Source organism: Carboxydocella sp. ULO1, from assembly GCF_002049255.1.
Taxonomy (GTDB): domain Bacteria; phylum Bacillota.
Genome location: NZ_BDLQ01000164.1, coordinates 1 through 308 on the forward strand (window position 1 = coordinate 1; position 308 = coordinate 308).

General features: G+C 57.1%; 1 pseudogene. It reads left to right on the forward strand.

The features are described from left to right. Positions 1-287, forward strand: a pseudogene (locus tag ULO1_RS14330) (IS200/IS605 family accessory protein TnpB-related protein); the annotation flags it as partial. Between the last annotated feature and the right edge of the window lie 21 nt (positions 288-308).

A 308-nucleotide genomic window follows, 5' to 3' on the forward strand; every position in this document is an offset into this window, starting at 1 on the left:
CGGTGCATTGCGCGGCGGCACTGGTTATAGGTCGTCGGGCAATGGGGTTCAGGGAACGGGTGACTGAAGAACTCAGGCAACTGGTATCGCAAATCAAGCAAAACCTGACCTGGAAGGATAATCCTGATAGACCTGGGGAAGGAAAAGGGATGACCCGTGGGGTCAGGGCCTGCTTGAGGCGGCTGGAGGAAAAGCTTTCTGTGCATAACGGGCTTGCCCAGAGTGAGCAGGAGGCGTATAACTCCGTCTGGCCTGACCTGAAGTTATTGGCCCTGTCCGTACGGTGACCCCGTTTAGCCGGTGTCGGA